This window comes from Streptococcus sp. Marseille-Q6379 (assembly GCF_965119505.1).
The window spans coordinates 37,106-62,500 of record NZ_CBCPLV010000001.1; the positions used below are offsets into that span (position 1 = coordinate 37,106).

Here is a 25,395-nt window from a genome sequence, read left to right on the forward strand (position 1 = left end):
AGATAAAGAACTTTTTTAAAAAAGGAAAAGAAAGAAAATGACTAAACGAGCACTTATTTCAGTCTCAGATAAAGCGGGCATCGTTGAATTTGCCCAAGAACTCAAAAAACTAGGTTGGGACATCATCTCAACAGGTGGTACTAAAGTTGCCCTTGACAATGCTGGGGTAGACACTATCGCCATCGACGATGTGACTGGTTTCCCAGAAATGATGGACGGACGTGTTAAGACCCTTCACCCAAATATCCACGGTGGTCTCCTCGCTCGTCGTGACCTCGATAGCCACCTTCAAGCGGCTAAGGACAATAATATCGAATTGATTGACCTTGTTGTGGTAAACCTTTATCCATTCAAGGAAACTATTCTCAAACCAGACGTAACTTACGCTGACGCAGTTGAAAACATCGATATCGGTGGTCCATCAATGCTTCGTTCAGCAGCTAAAAACCATGCTAGCGTGACAGTTGTTGTAGACCCTGCTGACTATGCTGTTGTTCTTGATGAATTGTCAGCAAACGGCGAAACAAGCTACGAAACTCGCCAACGTTTGGCAGCGAAAGTATACCGTCACACAGCTTCATACGACGCTTTGATTGCGGAATACTTCACAGCTCAAGTGGGTGAAACAAAACCTGAAAAACTCACTTTGACTTATGACCTCAAGCAACCAATGCGTTACGGTGAAAACCCGCAACAAGACGCAGACTTCTACCAAAAAGGTTTGCCAACGGCTTACTCAATTGCTTCAGCTAAACAACTTAACGGTAAAGAATTGTCATTCAATAATATCCGTGATGCTGATGCTGCTATCCGTATCATCCGTGATTTCAAAGACCGTCCAACAGTTGTGGCTCTCAAACACATGAACCCATGTGGTATCGGTCAAGCTGATGACATTGAAACAGCTTGGGACTACGCTTATGAAGCTGACCCAGTGTCAATCTTTGGTGGTATTGTAGTCCTCAACCGTGAGGTAGATGCTGCGACAGCTAAGAAAATGCATGGTGTTTTCCTTGAAATCATCATTGCACCAAGCTATACAGATGAAGCGCTTGAAATCTTGACTACCAAGAAGAAAAACTTGCGTATCCTTGAGTTGCCATTTGACGCTCAAGATGCTAGCGAAGTGGAAGCAGAATACACTGGTGTTGTCGGTGGACTTCTCGTTCAAAACCAAGACGTTGTTAAAGAAAGCCCAGCTGACTGGCAAGTGGTTACTAAACGTCAACCAACTGAAACAGAGGCGACAGCCCTTGAGTTTGCTTGGAAAGCTATCAAGTACGTCAAATCAAATGGTATCATCGTGAATAACGACCACATGACACTTGGTGTTGGCCCTGGTCAATCTAACCGTGTGGCTTCAGTCCGTATCGCCATTGAGCAAGCTAAAGACCGTCTTGATGGTGCTGTTCTTGCTTCAGATGCCTTCTTCCCATTTGCAGATAATGTGGAAGAAATCGCTAAAGCAGGTATTAAAGCCATCATCCAACCGGGTGGTTCAGTCCGTGACCAAGAGTCAATCGAAGCGGCTGATAAACATGGTTTGACAATGATCTTTACAGGTGTTCGTCACTTCCGTCATTAAGAATTTGCAAAACATCCAAGAAATTGGATGTTTTTTTGATGCCTTAAGTTTCCTTTAAGCTACCCAAGCTATACTAATACCATCCTAAAAAACTTTTCTTTTTCATAAATCTCCTAAGAGCTCAGCACTGGCTGGGCTTTTTTATTTCGGTGCATGAAAAAAAAACAACCGTTCTCACGATTGTTCAATAGATTTAAACCTTTTCAAGAACAGACTGGGTTACCCAAGTCTTGCGATTTCCGATTTGGACGAGGACACCATCGCTTGGTGGGTCAATTGCAAGAACTTTGAAGTTACCTGGAATAGTAAAGGTCTCACCAGGATTGAGGTACTGGTCTGATGTTGGATTGCCTTGTCCATCAACTTCAAGAACGGGCCCAGGATCAACGATATTGTGTTTGGTTGGTGTGCCCCCTGCTAGGTCTTGGCTGGTGATGGTATTTCCTGACACAGACGTGACACGGAAGGTTCCTGTGAAGCGAACCGTATCGCCAACTTTGATAGAAGGGGTAGTAGGATTTCCATTTTGAGCTCCTGAATCGATGTCTTTAAAATGGATATAGCCAGACACTTGACTCTTATGGAAGCTACGTTTGTGGTATTTCTCAGGCCCTTGTCCCGCATCGTAGTTGTACTCTTCAATGGTCACCTGATCACCATGAACTTCCGCAACCCAAGCGACATGCCCCATATGACCAGCTCCATTGACACCAGCTGAGAACCAGGCGATGCTCCCCACAGCAGGATTCATGTCCACACGGTGACCATTGGCACGTGCGATACTGCCCCAAGTGATGGCATTACCATAACCTACTGGTAAGGTGAAACCATTGGTATTACTGAGGCGATAGGCCGCAAAGGACGTACACTGACGCCAGTACATAGTCCAAGGATCAACGCCGAAGCCCCCAAATTTCCAAGAGGATGGGTAGTCATCTCCGAGGACAGCCGCCTGAGCAGAGCTGCCACACGAAACCGATACAGTCGCTAGACAAGCTAGCGGTAAGAGACAATTTAGTAATTTTTTCTTCATTTTAACCTCCACCTACCTATTCGCAGTTTTTCAGGAAAATGAAGATATTTTTGCGTTTAAGCCTCCCTTAAGCTGTTTAGACTATACTATCATTAATCCTAAATAACTTTTTTCATTTTCATAATCTCCCAAGAGGTGGTCCAAGTGGCCGCCTTTTTTAATGTCCAAATTTGGATACACACCCATATCTCCGAACAAATATGTTATAATGGTTATGTATAATTCGTGAAAATTGCTAATTTTTCCGAATGATTGTCGTTAACGGGCATTTGCCCCTAGTCTTATTTGATATTGAGGTATCTTTCAAATGAAACTTTTGGTTGTTGGTTCTGGTGGTCGTGAACATGCGATTGCCAAGAAATTATTGGAGTCTAAAGACGTTGAGCAAGTTTTCGTGGCTCCTGGTAATGACGGGATGACATTGGACGGTCTTGATTTGATCAATATCGGAATTTCCGAACATTCTAAGCTGATTGACTTTGCAAAAGCGAACGATATTGCTTGGACCTTTATCGGTCCGGATGATGCGCTTGCTGCTGGAATCGTGGATGATTTCAATGCGGTAGGACTCAAAGCATTTGGTCCGACCAAGGCTGCGGCTGAGCTGGAATGGTCTAAGGATTTTGCTAAGGAAATCATGGTCAAATACGACGTTCCGACAGCAGCCTATGGCACATTTTCAGATTTCGAGGAAGCCAAGGCCTACATCGAGGAAAAAGGCGCTCCAATCGTCGTCAAGGCAGACGGCTTGGCCCTAGGTAAAGGTGTCGTCGTTGCGGAGACGGTTGAGCAAGCCGTCGAAGCTACTCACGAGATGCTTTTGGACAATAAATTCGGTGATTCAGGTGCGCGAGTGGTCATCGAGGAATTTCTTGACGGGGAAGAGTTTTCTCTCTTTGCCTTTGTCAATGGAGATAAATTCTACATTATGCCAACGGCTCAGGACCACAAACGTGCTTATGATGGGGACAAGGGCCCTAACACTGGTGGGATGGGTGCCTATGCGCCGGTTCCTCACTTGCCACAGAGCGTGGTTGACACAGCGGTTGACACCATTGTCAAGCCAGTCCTTGAAGGTATGATCAAAGAAGGTCGTCCTTACACGGGTGTCCTTTACGCCGGTCTTATCTTGACAGCTGACGGCCCTAAAGTCATCGAGTTCAACTCACGTTTTGGCGATCCTGAAACGCAAATCATCTTGCCTCGTTTGACATCTGACTTTGCGCAAAATATTACTGATATTTTGGATGGCAAAGAGCCAACTATCGCTTGGACGGATAAGGGTGTGACACTTGGTGTGGTTGTAGCCTCAAACGGCTACCCATTGGATTATGAAAAAGGTGTTAAGTTGCCGGCCAAGACAGAGGGTGACATCATCACTTACTATGCTGGAGCTAAATTTGCTGAAAATGGCCAAGACCTCCTCTCAAACGGAGGACGTGTTTACATGTTGGTCACAACAGCAGACACCGTCAAAGACGGCCAAAACATCATCTACAACGAACTCAACAAACAAAACACAGAAGGCCTCTTCTACCGTACGGATATCGGTAGCAAGGCTAACAAATAATCAGAGACCGTAGGTCGTAAAAGGCGAGCGAAAGCGAGCCAAACTAAGACCATTATCAAAAAAGAAAAGGAAAAATTATGACTAAACCAGTAATTTCCATTATCATGGGCTCAAAATCCGACTGGGCAACCATGCAAAAAGCTGCTGAAGTTCTCGACAACTTCGGCGTCGCTTACGAAAAGAAAGTTGTTTCCGCACACCGTACACCGGACCTCATGTTCAAACATGCGGAAGAAGCACGTAGCCGTGGCATCAAGGTCATCATCGCAGGTGCTGGTGGCGCTGCTCACTTGCCAGGGATGGTTGCTGCTAAAACAACCCTTCCAGTCATTGGTGTGCCCGTCAAATCACGTGCTCTTAGCGGTGTGGATTCGCTTTATTCTATCGTTCAGATGCCAGGTGGTGTGCCAGTCGCAACCATGGCTATCGGTGAATCAGGAGCTACCAATGCTGCCCTCTTTGCCCTCCGTCTCCTCTCAGTAGAAGACAAGGCCATTGCAGATGCGCTTGCTAACTTTGCTGAAGAACAAGGAAAAATCGCAGAGGAGTCTACAAATGAGCTCAACTAAAACCATTGGAATCATCGGTGGTGGCCAGCTGGGGCAGATGATGGCCATTTCTGCTATCTACATGGGGCACAAGGTTATCGCTCTAGATCCAGCAGCGGATTGTCCGGCCTCTCGTGTGGCGGAAATCATCGTGGCACCTTATAACGAAGTAGAAGCCCTTCGTCAATTGGCAGACCGCTGTGATGTTCTCACTTATGAATTTGAAAATGTCGACGCTGACGGCCTTGACGCTGTTATCAAAGACGGTCAGCTTCCACAAGGGACAGACCTGCTTCGTATTTCACAAAACCGTATCTTTGAAAAGGACTTTCTCTCAAACAAGGCTCAAGTGACCGTTGCACCTTATAAGGTCGTGACATCTAGCCTTGATTTGGAAGATATTGACCTTTCTAAAAAATACGTCCTCAAGACTGCGACAGGCGGTTACGATGGCCACGGTCAAAAAGTCATCACGTCAGCCGACGATTTGGAAGAGGCAAATGCCCTTGCTAACTCAGCCGAGTGTGTATTGGAAGAGTTCGTCAACTTCGACCTCGAGATTTCGGTCATCGTGTCTGGTAACGGCAAGGATGTGACGGTTTTCCCAGTTCAGGAAAATATCCATCGCAACAACATCCTCTCTAAAACTATCGTGCCTGCCCGCATTTCTGATAGTCTAGCTGAGAAAGCTAAAGCTATGGCAGTGAAGATTGCTGAGCAACTTAACCTTTCTGGTACCCTCTGTGTGGAAATGTTTGCGACAGCTGATGACATCATCGTCAACGAAATTGCCCCACGTCCACACAATTCAGGGCACTACTCAATCGAAGCTTGCGACTTTTCACAGTTTGACACGCATATCTTGGGTGTTCTCGGAGCACCACTTCCAGCAATCCACCTTCATGCACCTGCTGTCATGCTCAACGTCCTCGGCCAACACGTCGAAGCAGCTGAGCGTTATGTCACAGAAAATCCAAGCGCCCACCTCCACATGTATGGTAAACTAGAAGCGAAGCACAACCGCAAAATGGGGCATGTGACTTTGTTTAGTGATGAACCAGACAGTGTGGTTGAGTTTGGGAAAGGGATTGATTTTTAAGTGAAAATAGCGATTCTAGGACTTGGAGTGATCGGGACTACTTATGCCTATGCTTTTCAAAAAGCAGGTCATCAAGTGGAACACGTACTGAGAGATAGTAAGAAAAACAATGCTCCCAAGGAGTTGTCGGTTGATCTGCTAGATGGCCGCTATCATTCCAAAGGTGAGAACAAACACGACACCTATGAGGTTCGTGTGGCAGAAGCTGATTCGGAATATGATTTTATTTTTCTGAGTGTGCGTCATGGGTTTGTCAAAGAAGCTGTGGAAACCTTGCGAAAAAATAATATCAAAGGCACTCTCGTTTTCTTCTGCAATTTCTGGAATACTCGAAAAGAGGTCCAAGAGTGGGCAGGAGATTACGACTATATTCTGGCTTTTCCGACAGCGGGTGGTCATATGCAGGAGAACCATTTAGATGGCGTCTTGTTTGACCATTTAATGCTAGAAGGTGAGCAAAAAGCACACATTTCTAACTATGCTGATTTGACGGATTTACTGACTTCTGCAGATTTGAAGTGGGAAGTGCCTCATGATATGGTCGAGTGGATTTGGATTCATATGGCGATTAATGCAGGTGTTACTTCGACAGCTGCACGTTCAGGGAATCTGGAAAACCCAGAAGAATTGGCTTTGAACTTGATGAATAGTTTGTCGGAATTATCATTGGCTATCAAGGCCATTCGAGAAGCTTTGAAAGTCGTAGAAGCGCGTGGTGTGAATTTGAAGCTTTACAAAGCAGAACTATTGCCATACAAAATTCCCGCTTGGATTGCAGGAAAAGCCATGAAAGTCATGTTTGCGAAAAATGAGCTGACACGAAAAATTATGACCTTGCACAATGATAAACAGGACATCTTCTACTGTTGTCAAAGTGTTTATCAGACCGGTCAGGAGTTAGGTGTGAAGATGCCTATTCTGGAAGTAAATATGAAGGGCATTTCGATTTAGGAGGTTTTATGATTCAACTCATCGTTAATGCATTTGTTGAAAAAGATAAGACTGGAGCAGTCGTCGAAGTCTTGTATGCTAGTAGCAATCACGAAAAAGTGAGAGCTAAGTATGAAGAGTTGATTGCTCAATATCCTGAAAACTATTTAGCTATCTATGATTTGCCGATTGATACTGATTTGAATACACTGGATCACTATCCATCAGTGTGGATTGGGAAAGAAGAATTTGAATAAGATTTCCATCGGTTGCTTAGCTGATGTGAAATATCAAAAGAATATTGCATATAAAACTAAAAAGAAGTGGACATAGGATCCCATTAATTTGAGCTCAAACGTCCAATCTTTGATAGAATTAAATAAACAAAAAAGAAAGGAACAAGGGCATCGTATTCTTTAACTGAATACGGGCTACGGACTTGGTCAAAAAGACAGTTTTTCCTAGAAGCTGACGCTTCTTCGTCTAAACTCCTATTTTGACTGTGTCCGCTTAACGCCCTTAATATCTTAATTATGATCGAACGTTACTCTCGCCCTGAAATGGCGAACATTTGGACTGAAGAAAATAAATACCGTGCTTGGCTTGAGGTGGAAATCTTGGCTGATGAAGCATGGGCTGAGTTGGGGGAAATCCCTAAGGAAGATGTGGCTTTGATTCGTGAAAAAGCGGACTTTGACATCGACCGTATTTTGGAAATCGAGCAGCAAACTCGTCACGATGTGGTTGCCTTCACACGTGCGGTTTCTGAAACGCTTGGTGAAGAGCGTAAGTGGGTTCACTATGGTTTGACTTCTACTGACGTGGTAGATACTGCCTATGGTTATCTCTACAAACAAGCCAACGATATCATCCGCAAGGACCTTGAAAACTTCCTTAACATCATCGCTGACAAAGCGAAAGAACACAAGTTCACGATCATGATGGGTCGTACTCATGGTGTGCACGCTGAGCCTACAACTTTTGGTCTTAAATTGGCCACTTGGTACAGCGAAATGAAACGTAACATCGAGCGTTTCGAGCATGCGGCTGCTGGTGTGGAAGCTGGTAAGATTTCTGGTGCGGTTGGTAACTTTGCCAACATCCCACCATTCGTTGAAAAATACGTCTGCGATAAATTGGGTATTCGTGCTCAAGAAATCTCTACACAGGTCCTTCCTCGTGACCTTCACGCTGAGTACTTTGCAGTTCTTGCCAGCATCGCAACTTCGATCGAGCGTATGGCAACTGAAATTCGTGGTCTGCAAAAATCTGAACAACGTGAAGTGGAAGAGTTCTTTGCCAAAGGTCAAAAAGGGTCTTCAGCAATGCCTCACAAACGTAACCCAATCGGTTCTGAAAACATGACAGGTCTTGCGCGTGTTATCCGTGGTCACATGGTCACAGCCTATGAAAATGTTGCTCTTTGGCACGAACGTGACATCTCTCACTCATCAGCTGAGCGCATCATCACACCAGACACAACTATCTTGATTGACTACATGCTTAACCGTTTTGGAAATATTGTCAAGAACTTGACAGTCTTCCCAGAAAACATGATCCGTAACATGAATTCAACCTTTGGTCTCATCTTCAGCCAACGTGCGATGTTGACTTTGATTGAAAAAGGCATGACACGTGAGCAAGCTTACGACCTTGTTCAACCAAAGACAGCTCAATCATGGGATAACCAAGTAGACTTCAAACCACTTCTTGAAGCAGATTCAGAGGTAACTTCTCGCCTCACTCAAGAAGAAATCGACGAAATCTTCAACCCAGTGTACTACACTAAACGTGTGGATGAGATCTTCGAACGCATCGGTTTGGGTGACTAATTGAAGCAATACAGTAAAAAAGCAGGGCAGACCTGCTTTTTTTTATGGTGACATTTATGTCACTAGTTTTGTTCTCTTTTCAGCCTTATAATAGAGTCATCGCTAGAAAACTGTCGGGAAGGAGAAGTTAGCCATCTTAAAAGGACGATTTAACTGTTTACCGGAACTTAGTCTCTTAATAGTAAGTATTGCTTATAATATCATCCGCATCATGAATGATCTTGGAAGTATCAAAGCCCCCTCTTGGTTTTTAGATATGGATATTCCTAGTGGTTCCTTACTGTTACTTATTTTGCTTATTATTTTAAAAAGTGATGTAAGATAATAATTTCTTAAGCTACCTTTAAGCTTATTAAAATACATTATAATCATCCTAATAAAGCAACTAGCTTTTGTGAGCTAGAGGTAAACATAATTTTTTCATAACAAATCTCCCCGAAGAAAGTCTAGAAATCTAGGCTTTTTTCTTATTTTTGAGGTTTTATTAGGATATTTTAAGAAAATACTTGAAAACCCTTCCAAAACAAGGTAATATAGTTATATAAAGATTCTATTGGACAAGCGGTCACCTTGGAGGATTAGGAAGAAGAGGTTGGAAAGCCTGTACAATCGTATCTTTTCAGTGGTCTCTGGGCTGCTGTGAAAATCCCTTTGGGGATTTTTTTCTGCGATTTAAGGTTTCTTTAAGGTAGGGAGGTTATACTTTAAGTCTCCTAAATAACTTTTACTGAACTTTGTTCAGTAAGTCTCGTTGGCTTACACTTTTTGTAGAACAACGAACTTTTCTTTTTCATAATCTCCAAAAGAGCTCAACATCATGTGTTGGGTTCTTTTTTTGGCAATTAAAAAACGCCCTTAGGCGTTTTAAGTATAGATTACATCTCGTCTGGAGCTTCAACACCGAGAAGGCGAAGGACTTCTTTGAGGACTGTTGCTGTTGCGTAGCAAAGAGCCAAACGGCTGTCACGTTCTGGGCTTTCGTCCAAGATACGTGTATGGGCATAGTATTTGTTAAAGGCTTGGGCCAAGCTGATAGCAAATTTAGCAACGATAGATGGTTCAAAGTTGTCTGATGCACGGTTGATGATACGTGGGAAGTCTTGGATAAGTTTGATGATTTCCCAGCTTTCAACGTCGTTTAGGCTGTATGTGGCATCTGAAGATGGTGTGAAGTCAGCCTTGCGCAAGATAGATTGGATACGAGCGTGTGCATACTGTACGTAAGGTCCAGTTTCCCCCTCGAAGGATACCATGGCATCAAGGTCGAAGTCATAACCATTCATGCGGTCTGTTTTAAGGTCGTAGAACTTGATAGCTCCGACACCAACAGCGTGGGCAACAGCTTCCTTGTTAGGCAAGTTTGGATTCTTAGCTTCGATTTGAGCTTGAGCACGGTTAACAGCTTCAGCGATAGTTGGCTCAAGTAAGATAACGTTACCCTTACGAGTTGACAATTTCTTACCGTTCTTAGTTACTAGACCAAAGGCAACGTGAGTCATGTCGTCAGACCAGTCGTAACCCATTTCTTTAAGAACAGCTTTCAACTGTTTGAAGTGGGCAGATTGTTCATTACCAACTACATAGATGGCTTTGGCAAAGTCGTAAGTACGTTTACGGTAGAGGGCAGCAGCCAAGTCACGTGTGATGTAAAGAGTTGCACCATCTGATTTTTTGATAAGGGCTGGGTGTTCGATACCGTATTTTTCAAGGTTAACCACTTGGGCACCTTGAGATTCTTGGAGAAGTCCTTTTTCTGTCAAGATGTCAACGACTTCATCCATCTTATCATTGTAGAAAGCTTCACCGTTGTAGCTATCAAATGAAACACCAAGTTCATCATAGAGACGGTTGAATTCTACTAAGCTTTCGTCACGGAACCATTGCCAGAGGGCAGTTGCTTCCTCGTCACCAGCCTCCAATTTACGGAACCATTCACGAGCTTCTTCATCTACAGATGGGTCTTTTTCAGCTTCGGCATTGATACGCACATAAAGTTGAAGGAGTTCATTGATAGGGTTGGCTTTGACAGCTTCCTCGCTACCCCATTTCTTATAGGCAACAATCAGCATACCAAACTGTTTACCCCAGTCACCCAAGTGATTGATGCGGACTGGTTTGTAGCCTTGTTTAGCTACGATGTTGGCAAGAGCGTCAGCGATAACTGTTGAACGCAAGTGACCGATAGAGAAAGGTTTAGCGATGTTAGGACTAGACATATCAAAGGCAATGTTACGTCCGTGACCGATGTTTTGGTCAGCGTAGTGGCTGCCTTGAGCGATGACTTGTCCAAGAACGTCCGCCGAGATTTTTGATTTATCAAGGAAGAAGTTGATGTAAGGACCAACAGCTTCAACTTTTTCAAAGTTTGAAGCATCAATTTTTTCAGCGATGTCTGCTGCAATCATTTGAGGAGCCTTGCGTAAGACTTTTGCCAATGAGAAGGCAGGGAAGGCAAGGTCTCCCATGTCAGCATTTTTAGGGGTTTCAAGCAGATTTTGAATGTTTTCTTGTTCCAATTCGGGAACAACTTTGCCAATTTCTGCTGCAATGAGTTCTTTAGTATTCATAGGTACTCCATTTCAAATCTTGTCATTCATACCTATTTTACCATTATTTTAGTTAATAGGGTAGGGACAAGAAAGTATCTCTCAAGAAGTATTTCATGAAAAAATACAAAAATTCTGTTATAATATGCAAGGAATATACATAAAAAGAGGAAAGATAATGAAGAGAGATCGTCAAGCTGTTATCAAACAGATGATTTCAAGAGATAAGATTGGGACACAAGAGGAAATTAAGCAACGCCTAGAGGCGGAAGGTATCACGGTTACACAGGCTACCTTGTCACGTGATTTGCGTGAGATTGGCCTGTTGAAGCTTCGTGATGAGGAAGGTAAACTTTACTATAGTTTGTCTGAGCATGTGCTTTCAAGTTTGGATCCTACGGTTAAGGACTATGTCAAATCAGTTTCCCGTGCCCAGTTTATGCTGGTTCTCCATACAGAATTGGGTGAAGCAGATGTTTTGGCTAACCTGATTGATAGTGACGGCAATCCTGAAATTTTAGGAACCGTTGCTGGCGCAGATACCCTATTGGTAATCTGTAAGGACGCAGTGGTTGCTGAAAGATTGGAAAGTGAGTTTCACTGATGAAGACTCCTCATCAGAATTTCCAAAAAGCCAAAGAAGAGTTAATCGACCTCCTCAAAAACCATGAGGCGGTTCTTGCTTTTCAAGAGGCTGAGAAAGCTATTGGACAGATTCCTCAGATTAGTTATCTGGCTGGACAGATGAAGGCCTATCAACAAGAAGCGGTGCTTTTTCAAAAAATTGAGAAACAACGTGCCTATGAGGAGGCAGGTGAGCAGGCAGATTTGATTCAGAATGAGTTGGAAAATTTGCCCATTGTTCAGGATTACCGTCAAAAGATGCAGGATGCCAGTGACTTGATTCAATATGTGACCAAGTCTATCGAAGAAAAGATTAACGAGGAGTTAAGACATGGCTAAGGAAAAAATATCTCCAGGAATGCAGCAGTATTTGGATATCAAGGAAAATTATCCAGATGCTTTTTTGCTGTTTCGGATGGGGGATTTTTACGAATTATTTTACGATGATGCCGTTAAGGCTGCTCAAATTTTGGAAATTAGCCTAACCAGTCGTAATAAGAACGCAGATAATCCCATTCCTATGGCAGGTGTTCCTTATCATTCGGCTCAAGCATATATTGATGTCTTGGTTGAGATGGGCTACAAAGTAGCCATTGCTGAGCAGATGGAGGACCCTAAACAGGCTGTTGGCGTGGTTAAGCGTGAGGTAGTTCAGGTTATCACGCCAGGGACAGTGGTTGACAGCTCTAAACCTGATAATGCCAACAATTTCTTAGTAGCCATTGACAAGGCTGGAAGTCGATTCGGACTGGCCTATATGGATGTGTCAACGGGTGAATTTTTTGCGACAGAGTTGGATGATTTTAGTTCAGTTTGCAGTGAAATTCAGAATCTTAAGGCACGTGAAGTAGTCGTTGGGTATGATTTACCTGAAGCTGATGAACAAGTTTTGGTGAAGCAACTCAACCTGCTTCTCTCCAAGGAAACAGAGGTTTACGATGATGTCCACTTGATTGACACTAGCTTGACAGATTTGGAAAGCAGTGTGGCTGGTAAACTTCTCCAGTATGTGCACCGTACTCAGATGCGTGAGCTTAGTCATTTACAAAAGGCTCAGCACTATGAGATTAAGGATTACTTGCAGATGTCCTATGCGACCAAGTCAAGTTTGGATTTACTTGAAAATGCTAGAACGGGCAAGAAACACGGATCTCTTTTCTGGCTCTTGGATGAAACCAAGACAGCTATGGGAATGCGTCTCTTGCGAACTTGGATTGATCGTCCTTTAGTGAATCAAGCCACTATCACCGAGCGTCAGAATATTATCCAAGTTTTCTTGGACAATTTCTTTGAGCGTAGTGACTTGACTGAGAGTCTAAAAGGTGTTTACGATATTGAGCGCCTGGCCAGTCGTGTTTCCTTTGGCAAGGCTAATCCAAAAGATTTGATTCAGCTATGTCATACTTTGGCTCAAGTACCGGTGATTAAGGCGATTTTGGAGTCTTTTAATGACGATGCCTTGTCACGTCTTTTACAAGAGTTAGATGCTCTGCCAGAATTAGAGAGTTTGATTCGGTCGGCTATTGATCCTGATGCCCCTGCAACCATTACAGAAGGTGGCATTATCCGTGCTGGTTTTGATGAGACCTTGGACAAGTATCGCAAGGTGATGAGTGAGGGAACCTCATGGATCGCAGATATCGAAGCCAAGGAACGTGAAGCGTCTGGTATTACAACACTAAAGATTGATTATAACCGTAAAGATGGTTATTACTTCCATGTGACCAACTCTAACCTTAGCTTGGTTCCTGACCATTTCTTCCGCAAGGCAACCCTGAAAAATTCAGAGCGCTTTGGAACTGCTGAGTTGGCTAAGATAGAAGGTGAAATGCTTGAGGCGCGTGAAAAATCATCAACGCTGGAATATGATATTTTCATGCGTGTCCGTGAGCAGGTTGAACGCTATATTGACCGTTTGCAATCTTTGGCTAAGGCTATTGCGACAGTCGATGTGCTTCAGAGTCTAGCTGTTGTAGCAGAGACTAATCATTATGTTCGTCCTGTGTTCAATGATGAGCATCGTATTGTTATTGATCAAGGCCGTCATGCAGTGGTTGAGAAGGTTATGGGCGTTCAAGAATACATTCCAAACACCATTACCTTTGACAGTCAGACCAATATTCAGCTCATCACAGGACCAAATATGAGTGGTAAATCCACCTATATGCGTCAGTTAGCCTTGTCAGTAGTTATGGCTCAGATGGGGTCTTACGTGCCAGCAGATAGTATTGACTTGCCAGTTTTTGATGCTATCTATACACGTATTGGTGCTGCAGATGATCTGATTTCAGGTCAGTCGACCTTCATGGTTGAGATGATGGAGGCTAATCAGGCCATTAAGCGGGCGACACCTAATTCCTTGATTATTTTTGATGAGTTGGGACGTGGGACAGCTACCTATGATGGTATGGCCTTAGCTCAGTCTATTATTGAGTTTATTCATGACAAGGTGGGGGCTAAGACCATGTTTGCTACCCATTATCATGAGTTGACAGCCCTGTCAAACAGTTTGACACACCTTGTAAACGTTCATGTGGCGACACTTGAAAAGGACGGTGAAGTGACTTTCCTTCACAAGATTGTCGATGGACCAGCCGACAAATCTTATGGTATTCATGTAGCTAAGATTGCAGGTTTACCAGCAGATTTACTGGAACGTGCTGACACCATCTTGACACAACTAGAGGGCGATACAGTTACCATCCAACCTCAGGAAAAGGTATCGCCTCAAGAGAAATCTGCCACAGAAACGCATGTCAACGAGCAAATCTCTCTCTTTGATGATTTTACTGAAAATCCAGTTCTTCAAGAGTTGCGTGATTTAGATATTTACAACATGACACCTATGCAGGTCATGATGGCTGTAGCAGATTTAAAACAGAAACTATAAAAGAAGCTTGTCAATTGACAGGCTTCTTGTCTTTTATAGGTGTTTCAATTCTTGGTTGAGTTGTTCAATATCCTTTTTCATTTTCCAATAAGAGAAGACCCAAACGAGGAGATAGATAAGGCTGAATTCAATGACTAGCTCCAAGTAGAAAGTTAAACGTAGAGGGAACCATCCGCTGAGGGTAGCTAGTGGAATGAAACCTAGACAGGTCAAGGCGTAGTGAGTGAGGGTTGCACGAAGCAAACTCCATTCAGCTTTACGGAAAATATAACTAGCGATTTCAAAAAGAATACCGATAGCAAACCAAGTGATGAGGCAGTAGGCCAATACTATAGATCCGTGAACCTGATGTGACGTCATCCATTGTCCAATGGCTGAGTGAGGATTTAGAGGCATGTAGCTTGGTGCCCAGATAAGGGACATAATCATAGATACAGCTAATCCAATAAGGATGCCACTTGTGCCTGATTTAAAAAATTGTTTTTTCATTGTAATTTCTCCTTTATTGCTTTGAGGTAACGGCGTGATGAGTAGGTAGTTTCCTTGTTTTTAAGGTGAATTTCTACGAGGCCGTTAGGGGTGATGTTGAAGCGTTCAATTTCTTTGAGGTTGACAATCTCTGATTGTGAAATTTTGATAAAGTAAGATGGCAGTTTTTCTAAAACTTGATAGAGACGTAAGCCTAAGGGGTACTCTCCTTGAATAGTTTCAGCTAGAACTTGTCGATTTTCGATGTAAATTCTGGAAATAGCTTTGGGTTCGATAAGATAAGTTTCTCCATCTTTTTTTCCTTTGAGTCGGTGGTTGTCATCCAAACTTTCGACAAACTCGACGACTTGCTGAATCTTTGGCGTCCGACTAGGTGCCTGAATCTGCAACGTCTCTTCTTGAAATACCGAGTCAATCTGAACTTTTATTTTCATAACTATCCTTTCTTGTTTGTAATTGAGGAGGCCTCCTCCCTTTCACACCTTTATTAAACACTATTTACTAGTCCACAGCAATAGCGTTTGTCTATGTGGTCCCATATGGTGTCTAAGTGGTTGAAAATATTTTAGAAAACCCCTATACTTAATGAAAACGTACTGACGAGGTAATCACATGAAATCTATAATGAAATGGTTAGCAGGAATTTTTCTTGCCTGCAGTCTGATTTTGAGTTTTTTTACACCTTTTGAAAAGGCACTAACACTGAACCTGCTCTTGCTTTATTTCTTTGTTAAGCAGTTTATGGATTCTACAAGCTCGCCTAAAACCTACCAATGGATTTTCCAAATCATCTACCTCTTGATTTTTTCTGGGCTCATTTGGTTCAACCTTCGTCATGGGGATATGATTGTTATAGCCACAGCCTTATCTTGGCTAACAGTTGTGTGTGAGTTGTGGCTTTATAGTAAGCATAAGTAACAGTCAGCACCAGTGAATGTATCAACCTTTTAGAAGGGAGAAAAAATAATTATGCCAAAAATCATCGAATTGCCTGAAGTTCTAGCCAATCAGATTGCTGCTGGAGAGGTCGTAGAGCGACCAGCTAGTGTAGTTAAAGAGCTGGTGGAAAATGCTATTGATGCAGGCAGCACCCAGATTACTATTGAAGTTGAAGAATCAGGCCTCTCAAAAATTCAAATTACAGACAATGGCGAAGGAATGGCTCAAGCTGACGTAGCCATGAGTTTGCGCCGTCATGCAACAAGTAAAATCAAAAATCAAGGAGACCTCTTTCGTATTCGAACTCTTGGTTTTCGAGGTGAGGCCCTGCCATCAATAGCTTCTATCAGTCATCTTACCATTGTGACGGCGGCTGATGGAGAAGCCTATGGGACTAAACTGGTTGCCAAAGGTGGGGAAATTGAGAGTCAGGATCCTATTTCAACACCAGTTGGAACAAAGATTACCGTTGAAAATTTATTTTATAACACCCCAGCTCGTCTCAAGTATATGAAGAGTTTACAGGCTGAGTTGGCTCATATTGTCGATGTTGTCAATCGTCTGAGTCTAGCTCATCCTGAGGTTGCCTTCACCTTGCTTAATGACGGTCGTCAGTTGACACAGACCTCAGGTACTGGAGACCTCCGTCAAGCTATTGCCGGGATTTATGGTTTGACAACGGCTAAAAAAATGGTGGAAATTTCAAATTCTGACCTTGATTTTGAAGTTTCTGGCTATGTCAGCCTTCCTGAATTAACTCGTGCGAATCGTAACTACATCACGATTCTCATTAACGGACGTTATATAAAAAACTTTCTACTTAACCGTGCTATTTTTGATGGTTATGGTTCTAAACTCATGGTAGGGCGCTTCCCTATTGCGGTTATTGATATTCAGATTGATCCCTACTTGGCTGATGTCAATGTTCACCCAACAAAGCAGGAAGTACGTATCTCTAAAGAAAAAGAGCTCATGGCTCTTATCAGCTCTGCCATTGCTCAAAGTCTTAAAGAGCAGGATTTAATTCCAGATGCCCTTGAAAATCTAGCCAAGTCAAGTACCAGAGGTGCAACTAAGCCGGTTCAAACCAGTCTTCCACTCAAACAAACCAATCTTTATTATGATAGCAGTCGTAATGATTTCTTTGTCAAACCAGAGACAGTCCAAGAGGATATCAAACCACTCGTGTCAGAGTCTCCATTTTCATCGGTAGAAAACAAACCGCAACCTTCTGTTAAACAAGCACAACGTTCAGCAGATGAAAGTGATAGTGAACACGAAAAACTTGATTATAAAAACAAGTCGAAAATGAAGCGCATGCTTGAAAATCTGGACAATGAGGAAACATCAACCTTCCCTGAGTTGGAGTTTTTTGGTCAAATGCATGGAACCTATCTCTTTGCTCAAGGACAAGGTGGACTTTACATCATTGACCAGCATGCTGCCCAAGAACGTGTCAAGTATGAGTACTATCGCGAAAAGATTGGTGAGGTTGACAGTAGTTTACAGCAGCTTTTGGTTCCCTATCTCTTTGAATTTTCAGGGGCAGATTACATTAGTTTACAAGAAAAAATGCCTCTTCTTAACCAGGTTGGTATCTATTTGGAGCCTTATGGGAATAACACCTTTATTCTTCGTGAACATCCTATCTGGATGAAGGAAGAAGAGATTGAATCTGCAGTCTATGAGATGTGCGACATGCTTCTTTTGACGAATGAAGTGTCTGTCAAGACCTACCGTGCAGAGTTAGCCATCATGATGAGTTGTAAACGTTCAATCAAGGCCAATCATGCTCTTGATGATTACTCTGCGCGTGACCTTCTAGTACAGCTTGCACAGTGTAAAAACCCCTATAATTGCCCCCACGGACGTCCTGTACTTGTCAACTTTACAAAATCTGATATGGAAAAAATGTTCCGTCGAATTCAAGAAAATCATACCAGTCTACGTGACCTAGGGAAGTATTAAAACTTTTTTTCGTCTTACTTTACGAATAGGAATGTTAGATTTATAATAGTGGTGAAGACAAGGGATTTTCTAATGTTTTAGCACATCATTGTAGGATGATTGACTGATTTTTAAGTTAGGAGGTAGAGTGATGAGACACCTAACAAAAACTAATAAACACTTTTTACTTGTTGGCTTAACATTTTTAGCGACTAGCTTGATTTTCTATATTTTGGCTTGGTTAGGTCGACCAAGTTTGGAGAATGCCCTAGTAAATGTTTCTAGCATTGCCTTTACTTTAGGCGTTGTAACATATATTCTATTAGGCTTGAAGATGATTACAGATACTTTAAAGACGAGTAGTCATCCTTAAAATAGAGCAAACATAATCCACTTTCGAGTGGATTTTTTGTTACAATAGTACAGCAGTGCTTGAGATGACAAAATAAACACTCAAGACAATTATCTTATAAGTATAAAATAACAAAGCAATCCATTGAAGATACGAACGAGAAAGGAAATCACACGCTATGTATGATTACATCAAGGGAACTCTAGTGAAAATTACTGCCAAGTATATTGTTATAGAAGCAAACGGCCTAGGTTATATTGTCACTGTAGCGAACCCATATAGTTTTTCTGACCAGATGAATCAGACTATCCAAGTCTACCTTCATCAGGTTATTAGGGATGACGCCCACCTTCTTTTTGGTTTCCATACTGAAGATGAAAAAGAAGTCTTCCTTAAGCTTATTTCAGTTTCTGGAATAGGTCCGACGACTGCTCTAGCCATTGTTGCTGTAGATGATAATCAAGGCTTGGTGGCTGCCATTGATAATAGTGACATCAAGTACTTGATGAAGTTTCCAAAGATTGGTAAAAAGACAGCCCAGCAAATGGTTTTGGACTTGGCAGGGAAATTTGCAGAGTTACCAACAGAAACGACCAAGACGACACCAAGTCAACCTGAAGGAAATCATCAGTTGGATGAGGCTATGGAAGCTTTGCTTGCTCTTGGTTATAAAGCTGCAGAACTTAAGAAAATCAAAGCCTTCTTCGAAGGAACTAATGAAACGGCAGAGCAATACATTAAATCAGCTCTTAAAATGTTGATGAAATGAGGTAAGTAATGGTCAATCGTTGTCGTTGGGTTCCAACAAACAATAAATTATATTGTGATTATCATGACAAGGAGTGGGGAAAGCCTATTGGTGACGATCAAAAACTTTTTGAGCTACTTTGCTTAGAAAGTTATCAGTCAGGACTTTCTTGGTTAACTGTTTTAAATAAACGTCAGGCCTTTAATAGTGTTTTTCATAACTATGATATTGAGCGTGTTGCCCAGTTTAGCCTAAGTGAACTTGAAGAAGCGCTTCAAAATCCGGATATTATTCGTCACAAACTTAAGCTAGAAGCAACCGTAAATAATGCCAAACAAGTACTAAAACTCCAAGATGAATTTGGCTCCTTGTCCCATTATTTTTGGCAGTTCTTTGACGGAAAGCCCTTGGTAAATAATGTTCCCACATATAAGGACGTCCCATCATCGACTGATTTATCCCAACAGATTGCCAAAAATCTAAAAAAGAGAGGGTTCAAATTTTTAGGACCGACTACTATATATTCATTTTTACAAGCCGCAGGATTTGTGAATGATTATGAAAATAACTGTGACTTCAAATAAATGAGTGGATTTGATTGACAAGACGAGGAAAACATGTTAGTTTATAAACAAACATGTTTTTGAGATTATTTTACGAATAGTAATATAGGTGAACCAATGAAAGCTGAATTGATTGCAGTAGGAACCGAAATCCTAACCGGGCAAATCACCAATACCAATGCCCAATTTTTATCTGAGAAACTAGCTGAACTAGGAATCGATGTATATTTTCACACCGCAGTAGGTGATAATGAAAACCGCCTACTCTCAGTTCTTGATCAGGCTAGTCAACGTAGTGATTTAGTTATTCTTTGTGGTGGACTTGGCCCTACTGAGGATGACTTAACCAAGCAAACCCTAGCTAAGTTCTTAGGAAAAAAACTTGTTTTTGATGAGGAGGCAAGTAAAAAGCTGGACAGTTTCTTTGCTACTCGCCCTAAACACACACGAACGCCTAATAATGAACGTCAAGCGCAAATTGTTGAGGGGGCTATCCCCTTGCAAAATCCTACAGGTCTTGCAGTTGGAGGCGTCATTACTGCTCAAGGGGTGACCTATGTAGTCTTACCTGGTCCACCAAGTGAACTCAAACCTATGGTGAATCAGGAACTTGTTCCAGCACTTACTGAGAATCACGCAAGTCTTTATTCGAGAGTCCTAAGATTCTTTGGCGTTGGAGAAAGTCAATTGGTGACTATTCTGAAGGATTTTATTGTTAACCAAACAGATCCAACCATAGCTCCATACGCTAAAGTGGGGGAAGTAACACTTCGCTTGTCTACAAAGGCTTCTTCACGAGAAGAAGCAGATCAAAAACTAGATGTTTTAGAAAAACAAATTCGTTCTACTAAAACTCTAGATGGCAAATCCTTATCTGATTTTATTTATGGGTATGGAGAGTCTAATAGTTTAGCCTTTGAAGCTTTTCGTTTGCTTAAGAACCATGGCAAGACTATCACTGCAGCTGAAAGCCTAACAGCAGGTTTATTTCAGGCTAGTATTGCTGATTTTTCAGGAGCCTCACAAGTATTTAAAGGCGGCTTTGTTACTTACAGCATTGAAGAAAAATCTAAAATGTTGGATATTCCCTTGTCGCAACTAGAAAAACATGGTGTTGTCAGTCATTTTACTGCAGAAAAAATGGCTGAAGGTGCCCGAGCTAAAACAGATAGCGATTACGGAATTGCACTTACCGGTGTAGCTGGACCAGATTCATTAGAAGGACACCCAGTAGGTACAGTATTTATTGGTATTGCTGATAGGAATCAAGTAAGGTCAATCAAGGTTGTTATAGGTGGAAGAAGTCGTTCTGACGTTAGATATATTAGTACCCTCTATGCCTTTAACCTAGTTCGCCAAGCTTTATTACAAGAGACAACTTGATTTAAGTTTGTCTTTAACTATAGAAAGAAGAGGAAAATAAGTGGCTAAGAAAACAAAGAAAACAGAAGAAATTACAAAGAAATTTGGAGATGAGCGTCGTAAAGCACTTGATGATGCTTTGAAGAATATTGAAAAAGATTTTGGTAAGGGTGCAGTTATGCGTCTTGGTGAGCGTGCAGAGCAGAAGGTTCAGGTTATGAGCTCAGGCTCGCTAGCTTTGGATATTGCTCTTGGTGCAGGTGGTTATCCTAAAGGTCGTATTATCGAAATTTACGGACCAGAATCATCAGGTAAAACGACTGTAGCCCTCCATGCTGTTGCTCAGACGCAAAAAGAAGGCGGAATCGCTGCCTTTATCGATGCAGAGCATGCCCTTGACCCTGCTTATGCGGCAGCACTAGGTGTTAATATCGATGAGCTTCTTTTGTCACAACCTGATTCAGGTGAGCAAGGTCTCGAAATTGCAGGTAAGCTGATTGACTCTGGTGCAGTTGATTTGGTTGTTGTTGACTCAGTTGCGGCCTTGGTACCACGTGCAGAAATTGATGGAGATATTGGTGACAGTCATGTTGGGCTTCAAGCGCGTATGATGAGTCAAGCCATGCGTAAGCTATCTGCATCTATTAATAAAACAAAAACAATTGCTATCTTCATTAACCAATTGCGTGAAAAAGTTGGTATTATGTTTGGTAATCCAGAAACAACACCTGGTGGACGTGCTCTGAAATTCTATGCATCAGTACGTCTTGATGTACGTGGAAATACGCAAATCAAAGGGACTGGTGATAAAAAAGACCAAAATGTTGGTAAGGAAACTAAAATCAAGGTTGTCAAAAATAAGGTTGCTCCACCATTTAAAGAAGCCTTTGTCGAAATTATGTATGGTGAAGGGATTTCACAAACAGGTGAGCTTGTAAAAATCGCTAGTGATTTAGGAATTATTCAAAAAGCCGGAGCATGGTTCTCATATAATGGAGAGAAGATTGGTCAAGGATCTGAAAATGCTAAAAAATATTTGGCAGATCATCCAGATATTTTTGAAGAAATTGATCATAAAGTACGTGTACACTATGGTTTGATTGAACCAGATGAAGAGGATAGTGTTGAAGAAGCACAAGTTGAAGAAACATCTGATGAACTTGTTTTAGACCTTGATTCAACCATTGAAATTGAAGAATAAGTGTAAAAGAGCCTAAGAGCTCTTTTTCTCTTTGATTTAATCTAAGCAAAAAAAGATCTATGATAATTGAAAAAGTCCCCTTAGATTCAAAATAGGTCGCTAGACCGATTTCTTAAACTAAGGACAATGATAAGATAATAGTATCATGTGACAGAAAGAGAGAATTAACATGATTAAGATTTATACAATCTCAAGTTGTACAAGTTGTAAAAAAGCAAAAACATGGTTGAACAACCATCAACTTCCTTATAAAGAACAAAACCTTGGTAAAGAACCACTTACAAAAGAAGAAATCTTAAACATCCTATCAAAAACAGAGAATGGTGTTGAGAGCATTGTTTCATCAAAAAATCGCTATGCTAAAGCTCTAAATTGTGATATCGACGAGCTCAGTGTTAGTGAAGTGATTGATTTGATTCAAGAAAACCCAAGAATCTTGAAAAGTCCAATCTTAATTGATGATAAGAGATTGCAAGTGGGTTATAAAGAAGATGACATCCGTGCGTTCTTACCGCGCTCAATACGAAATGTCGAAAATTCACAAGCACGCATGCGAGCAGCTCTATAAAAAATGAAAAAAGGAGATACTAGAGATCTTCTTTTTGCTTTCACTTATTGCATAGAAAATAAGTATTGACATTGGTTCACAAACTTGATAGACTAATAAAGTCTCAAGGAAATTGTTCAGTAACTGAAAAAAGTTTGAAAAAAACTTTAAAAAGTTATTGACAAGATAAGTCAGAGATGATATTATAAATAAGCTGTTTCGGAAGAGGCGGCGAACACGAGAAGTAAAAAAACTTCGAAAAAAGTGTTGACAAGTTATTCTAGATTTGCTAGAATATAGGAGTTGTCTTAAGAGAGACAAAGACCTTTGAGAACTGAATAAGAAACCAAGTGCAGGGTTATGATAGAAGAAATTATAACCTGTCAATTTACAAGAATAAATCGTCAGATGACGGAAATGAGTTAACGCTCGAACAATTATTAAAGATTTTAATGAGAGTTTGATCCTGGCTCAGGACGAACGCTGGCGGCGTGCCTAATACATGCAAGTAGAACGCTGAAGAGAGGAGCTTGCTCTTCTTGGATGAGTTGCGAACGGGTGAGTAACGCGTAGGTAACCTGCCTTGTAGCGGGGGATAACTATTGGAAACGATAGCTAATACCGCATAACAATGGGTGACACATGTCATTTATTTGAAAGGGGCAATTGCTCCACTACAAGATGGACCTGCGTTGTATTAGCTAGTAGGTGAGGTAACGGCTCACCTAGGCGACGATACATAGCCGACCTGAGAGGGTGATCGGCCACACTGGGACTGAGACACGGCCCAGACTCCTACGGGAGGCAGCAGTAGGGAATCTTCGGCAATGGGGGCAACCCTGACCGAGCAACGCCGCGTGAGTGAAGAAGGTTTTCGGATCGTAAAGCTCTGTTGTAAGTCAAGAACGAGTGTGAGAGTGGAAAGTTCACACTGTGACGGTAGCTTACCAGAAAGGGACGGCTAACTACGTGCCAGCAGCCGCGGTAATACGTAGGTCCCGAGCGTTGTCCGGATTTATTGGGCGTAAAGCGAGCGCAGGCGGTTTGATAAGTCTGAAGTTAAAGGCTGTGGCTCAACCATAGTTCGCTTTGGAAACTGTCAAACTTGAGTGCAGAAGGGGAGAGTGGAATTCCATGTGTAGCGGTGAAATGCGTAGATATATGGAGGAACACCGGTGGCGAAAGCGGCTCTCTGGTCTGTAACTGACGCTGAGGCTCGAAAGCGTGGGGAGCGAACAGGATTAGATACCCTGGTAGTCCACGCCGTAAACGATGAGTGCTAGGTGTTGGATCCTTTCCGGGATTCAGTGCCGCAGCTAACGCATTAAGCACTCCGCCTGGGGAGTACGACCGCAAGGTTGAAACTCAAAGGAATTGACGGGGGCCCGCACAAGCGGTGGAGCATGTGGTTTAATTCGAAGCAACGCGAAGAACCTTACCAGGTCTTGACATCCCGATGCTATTTCTAGAGATAGAAAGTTACTTCGGTACATCGGTGACAGGTGGTGCATGGTTGTCGTCAGCTCGTGTCGTGAGATGTTGGGTTAAGTCCCGCAACGAGCGCAACCCCTATTGTTAGTTGCCATCATTCAGTTGGGCACTCTAGCGAGACTGCCGGTAATAAACCGGAGGAAGGTGGGGATGACGTCAAATCATCATGCCCCTTATGACCTGGGCTACACACGTGCTACAATGGTTGGTACAACGAGTTGCGAGTCGGTGACGGCAAGCTAATCTCTTAAAGCCAATCTCAGTTCGGATTGTAGGCTGCAACTCGCCTACATGAAGTCGGAATCGCTAGTAATCGCGGATCAGCACGCCGCGGTGAATACGTTCCCGGGCCTTGTACACACCGCCCGTCACACCACGAGAGTTTGTAACACCCGAAGTCGGTGAGGTAACCTTTTGGAGCCAGCCGCCTAAGGTGGGATAGATGATTGGGGTGAAGTCGTAACAAGGTAGCCGTATCGGAAGGTGCGGCTGGATCACCTCCTTTCTAAGGAAAAACGGAATGCACTTGAGTTTCTTATTTAGTTTTGAGAGGTCTTGTGGGGCCTTAGCTCAGCTGGGAGAGCGCCTGCTTTGCACGCAGGAGGTCAGCGGTTCGATCCCGCTAGGCTCCATTGAATCGAAAGATTCAAGTATTGTCCATTGAAAATTGAATATCTATATCAAATTCCATATGTAATTAATTACATATAGATAGTAACAAGAAAATAAACCGAAACGCTGTGAATATTTAATGAGTTAGGTCGCAAGACCAAAATAAGGTTAAGTTAATAAGGGCGCACGGTGGATGCCTTGGCACTAGAAGCCGATGAAGGACGTGACTAACGACGAAATGCTTTGGGGAGCTGTAAGTGAGCAATGATCCAGAGATGTCCGAATGGGGGAACCCGGCAGGTAATGCCTGTCACTCATTACTGTTAAGGTAATGTAGAGGAAGACGCAGTGAACTGAAACATCTAAGTAGCTGCAGGAAGAGAAAGCAAAAGCGATTGCCTTAGTAGCGGCGAGCGAAACGGCAAGAGGGCAAACCGAAGAGTTTACTCTTCGGGGTTGTAGGACTGCAACGTGGACTTAAAGATTA

General features: G+C 42.4%; 22 protein-coding genes, 1 tRNA gene and 2 rRNA genes (1 of these 25 running past the window's edge). 21 read left to right on the plus strand and 4 right to left on the minus strand.

The window, feature by feature from the left end; translation table 11 throughout:
- Positions 1–37: 37 nt before the first annotated feature.
- The gene (gene purH / locus ACWPVZ_RS00240) at positions 38–1,585 is read left to right on the plus strand and encodes a bifunctional phosphoribosylaminoimidazolecarboxamide formyltransferase/IMP cyclohydrolase (protein ID WP_454380458.1); all 1,548 of its coding nucleotides are present in this window, start codon (positions 38–40) and stop codon (positions 1,583–1,585) included.
- 193 nt (positions 1,586–1,778) lie between these two features.
- Here purH and ACWPVZ_RS00245 read toward each other — a convergent pair whose 3' ends face one another.
- On the minus strand, positions 1,779–2,618 hold the full coding sequence (locus ACWPVZ_RS00245; protein WP_414341402.1) for a CHAP domain-containing protein: 840 nt from the start codon (positions 2,616–2,618) through the stop codon (positions 1,779–1,781).
- Positions 2,619–2,925: 307 nt separating this feature from the next.
- Between ACWPVZ_RS00245 and purD the strand changes: the two genes are divergently transcribed.
- From purD to purB, 6 genes are all read left to right on the plus strand, one after another.
- Positions 2,926–4,188 carry a phosphoribosylamine--glycine ligase gene (gene purD / locus ACWPVZ_RS00250; protein WP_414341404.1) on the plus strand — a complete coding sequence of 421 codons (1,263 nt, stop codon included), beginning with the start codon at positions 2,926–2,928 and terminating at the stop codon, positions 4,186–4,188.
- A gap of 77 nt (positions 4,189–4,265) precedes the next feature.
- Positions 4,266–4,757 (plus strand): 5-(carboxyamino)imidazole ribonucleotide mutase, encoded by a 492-nt coding sequence (gene purE, locus ACWPVZ_RS00255; protein ID WP_002888598.1) that lies wholly within the window; start codon positions 4,266–4,268, stop codon positions 4,755–4,757.
- The gene (purK, locus tag ACWPVZ_RS00260; protein ID WP_347106079.1) at positions 4,744–5,835 is read left to right on the plus strand and encodes a 5-(carboxyamino)imidazole ribonucleotide synthase; all 1,092 of its coding nucleotides are present in this window, start codon (positions 4,744–4,746) and stop codon (positions 5,833–5,835) included. Before purE ends, purK begins: the two co-directional genes overlap by 14 nt.
- Positions 5,836–6,786, plus strand: coding sequence for a ketopantoate reductase family protein (locus ACWPVZ_RS00265; RefSeq protein ID WP_414341406.1), 951 nt, complete (start codon positions 5,836–5,838; stop codon positions 6,784–6,786).
- A gap of 8 nt (positions 6,787–6,794) precedes the next feature.
- A complete protein-coding gene (locus ACWPVZ_RS00270; protein WP_070840195.1) occupies positions 6,795–7,022 on the plus strand; it encodes a phosphoribosylaminoimidazole carboxylase in 228 nt (75 codons plus the stop codon).
- A 276-nt stretch (positions 7,023–7,298) separates the two neighbouring features.
- The gene (purB, locus tag ACWPVZ_RS00275) at positions 7,299–8,597 is read left to right on the plus strand and encodes an adenylosuccinate lyase (RefSeq protein WP_414341407.1); all 1,299 of its coding nucleotides are present in this window, start codon (positions 7,299–7,301) and stop codon (positions 8,595–8,597) included.
- 875 nt (positions 8,598–9,472) lie between these two features.
- Here the strand turns inward: purB and argS are convergent.
- On the minus strand, positions 9,473–11,164 hold the full coding sequence (gene argS, locus ACWPVZ_RS00280) for an arginine--tRNA ligase (RefSeq protein ID WP_414341409.1): 1,692 nt from the start codon (positions 11,162–11,164) through the stop codon (positions 9,473–9,475).
- Between the two features lie 154 nt (positions 11,165–11,318).
- Here argS and argR point away from each other — a divergent pair, with 154 nt between their 5' ends.
- The 3 genes from argR to mutS are packed head-to-tail and all read left to right on the plus strand — an operon-like array spanning position 11,319 to position 14,657.
- On the plus strand, positions 11,319–11,747 hold the full coding sequence (gene argR / locus ACWPVZ_RS00285) for an arginine repressor (RefSeq protein WP_171963598.1): 429 nt from the start codon (positions 11,319–11,321) through the stop codon (positions 11,745–11,747).
- Entirely contained in the window at positions 11,747–12,106 is a 360-nt protein-coding gene (locus ACWPVZ_RS00290; protein WP_195414023.1) for a YlbF family regulator, read from the plus strand. The genes argR and ACWPVZ_RS00290 overlap by 1 nt, the downstream gene beginning before the upstream one ends.
- A 19-nt stretch (positions 12,107–12,125) precedes the next feature.
- Positions 12,126–14,657, plus strand: a complete 2,532-nt coding sequence (gene mutS / locus ACWPVZ_RS00295) for a DNA mismatch repair protein MutS (protein ID WP_414341418.1) — start codon at positions 12,126–12,128, stop codon at positions 14,655–14,657.
- Positions 14,658–14,690: 33 nt separating this feature from the next.
- Here mutS and ACWPVZ_RS00300 read toward each other — a convergent pair whose 3' ends face one another.
- A complete protein-coding gene (locus ACWPVZ_RS00300; RefSeq protein ID WP_060972120.1) occupies positions 14,691–15,146 on the minus strand; it encodes a DUF3021 domain-containing protein in 456 nt (151 codons plus the stop codon).
- Complete coding sequence (locus ACWPVZ_RS00305; protein WP_013989911.1) at positions 15,143–15,580, minus strand: LytTR family DNA-binding domain-containing protein; 438 nt, start codon at positions 15,578–15,580, stop codon at positions 15,143–15,145. Before ACWPVZ_RS00305 ends, ACWPVZ_RS00300 begins: the two co-directional genes overlap by 4 nt.
- A gap of 178 nt (positions 15,581–15,758) precedes the next feature.
- On the opposite strand from ACWPVZ_RS00305, the gene ACWPVZ_RS00310 reads away from it, so the two are divergent.
- From ACWPVZ_RS00310 to ACWPVZ_RS00360, 11 genes are all read left to right on the plus strand, one after another.
- A complete protein-coding gene (locus ACWPVZ_RS00310; protein WP_037603797.1) occupies positions 15,759–16,064 on the plus strand; it encodes a hypothetical protein in 306 nt (101 codons plus the stop codon).
- Between the two features lie 51 nt (positions 16,065–16,115).
- Positions 16,116–18,053, plus strand: coding sequence for a DNA mismatch repair endonuclease MutL (gene mutL / locus ACWPVZ_RS00315; protein ID WP_454380464.1), 1,938 nt, complete (start codon positions 16,116–16,118; stop codon positions 18,051–18,053).
- Positions 18,054–18,183: 130 nt separating this feature from the next.
- Positions 18,184–18,405, plus strand: a complete 222-nt coding sequence (locus tag ACWPVZ_RS00320) for a hypothetical protein (RefSeq protein WP_037597288.1) — start codon at positions 18,184–18,186, stop codon at positions 18,403–18,405.
- A gap of 157 nt (positions 18,406–18,562) precedes the next feature.
- Entirely contained in the window at positions 18,563–19,153 is a 591-nt protein-coding gene (gene ruvA, locus ACWPVZ_RS00325) for a Holliday junction branch migration protein RuvA (RefSeq protein WP_037599413.1), read from the plus strand.
- A gap of 8 nt (positions 19,154–19,161) precedes the next feature.
- Positions 19,162–19,716, plus strand: a complete 555-nt coding sequence (locus ACWPVZ_RS00330) for a DNA-3-methyladenine glycosylase I (protein WP_454380467.1) — start codon at positions 19,162–19,164, stop codon at positions 19,714–19,716.
- A 96-nt stretch (positions 19,717–19,812) separates the two neighbouring features.
- Entirely contained in the window at positions 19,813–21,078 is a 1,266-nt protein-coding gene (locus ACWPVZ_RS00335; protein ID WP_414341416.1) for a competence/damage-inducible protein A, read from the plus strand.
- 40 nt (positions 21,079–21,118) lie between these two features.
- Positions 21,119–22,258, plus strand: coding sequence for a recombinase RecA (recA, locus tag ACWPVZ_RS00340; RefSeq protein ID WP_002889600.1), 1,140 nt, complete (start codon positions 21,119–21,121; stop codon positions 22,256–22,258).
- Between the two features lie 169 nt (positions 22,259–22,427).
- Positions 22,428–22,826 (plus strand): transcriptional regulator Spx, encoded by a 399-nt coding sequence (gene spx / locus ACWPVZ_RS00345; RefSeq protein WP_002886328.1) that lies wholly within the window; start codon positions 22,428–22,430, stop codon positions 22,824–22,826.
- Positions 22,827–23,253: 427 nt separating this feature from the next.
- Positions 23,254–24,801, plus strand: a 16S ribosomal RNA gene (locus tag ACWPVZ_RS00350).
- A 54-nt stretch (positions 24,802–24,855) separates the two neighbouring features.
- Positions 24,856–24,928, plus strand: a tRNA-Ala gene (locus ACWPVZ_RS00355).
- 146 nt (positions 24,929–25,074) lie between these two features.
- Positions 25,075–25,395, plus strand: a 23S ribosomal RNA gene (locus ACWPVZ_RS00360); it runs 2,579 nt beyond the window's last position.
- The 16S and 23S rRNA genes sit together here with 1 tRNA gene alongside, the layout of an rRNA operon.